The following is a 958-nucleotide window of genomic DNA, read 5'->3' on the forward strand; positions in this document are numbered from 1 at the left end:
CGGGCGTGGGGCCTGCGCCGCCGTTCGCGCCGGCCTGCGCCGGGTCCAGCCGGAACACCGCCGCCGCCTCGCCGAGCCGGCGGCCCTGGTCTTCCAGCGCCCGCGCCGAGGCGCTGGCTTCCTCGACCACGGCGACGTTCTGCTGGATCGCCTGGTCCATCTGCGCCACGGTGCGGCTGACCTGCTCGATGCCCATCGACTGTTCCTGCGAGGCCGCGGCGATCTCGCCGATGATGTCGGTCACCCGCTGCACCGAGGCCACGATCTCCTGCATGGTGCGACCGGCCTGGTCGACCAGGGCCGAACCTTCGCTCACGCGGCCGACCGAGTCGTCGATCAGCGTCTTGATCTCCTTGGCGGCGTTGGCCGAGCGCTGGGCGAGGGTGCGCACTTCGGTGGCGACCACCGCGAAGCCGCGGCCCTGTTCGCCGGCGCGGGCGGCTTCCACCGCGGCATTGAGTGCCAGGATGTTGGTCTGGAAGGCGATGCCGTCGATCACGCCGATGATGTCGGCGATCTTCTTCGACGAGGCCTCGATGCCGTTCATGGTGGTGACCACCTGGCCGACCACCTGGCCGCCCTGCGAGGCCACCGCGGCCGCGCCGGTGGCGAGCTGGTTGGCCTGGCGGGCGTGCTCGGCGTTCTGCTTGACCGTGGAGGTCAGCTCCTCCATCGAGGCCGCGGTCTCTTCCAGGTTGGCCGCCTGTTGTTCGGTGCGGCGCGACAGGTCGTCGTTGCCGGCGGCCAGTTCGGTGGTGGCGCCGTGGATGCTGCGCGCCGCGGTCTGGATGCGGCCGACGATGTCGGCGAGCTGGTCGGCGGTGGTATTGGCATCCTCGCGCATCCGCGCGAACACGCCGTGGAAGTCGCCGTGCATGCGCGCGCTCAGGTCGCCGGCGGCGATGGCCTGCAGCAGGGTCGACAGCTTGCCCAGGTTGCGGTCGCTGACCTCCATCAT

At 71.2% G+C, this 958-nt stretch carries 1 protein-coding gene; it reads right to left on the reverse strand.

What is annotated here, in order from left to right; translation table 11 throughout:
- The coding region (locus tag D588_RS25405; RefSeq protein WP_017917032.1) for a methyl-accepting chemotaxis protein at window positions 1–958 on the reverse strand (958 nt) is incomplete at both ends.

This window comes from Xanthomonas sp. SHU 308, assembly GCF_000364645.1.
Classification (GTDB): domain Bacteria; phylum Pseudomonadota; class Gammaproteobacteria; order Xanthomonadales; family Xanthomonadaceae; genus Xanthomonas_A; species Xanthomonas_A sontii.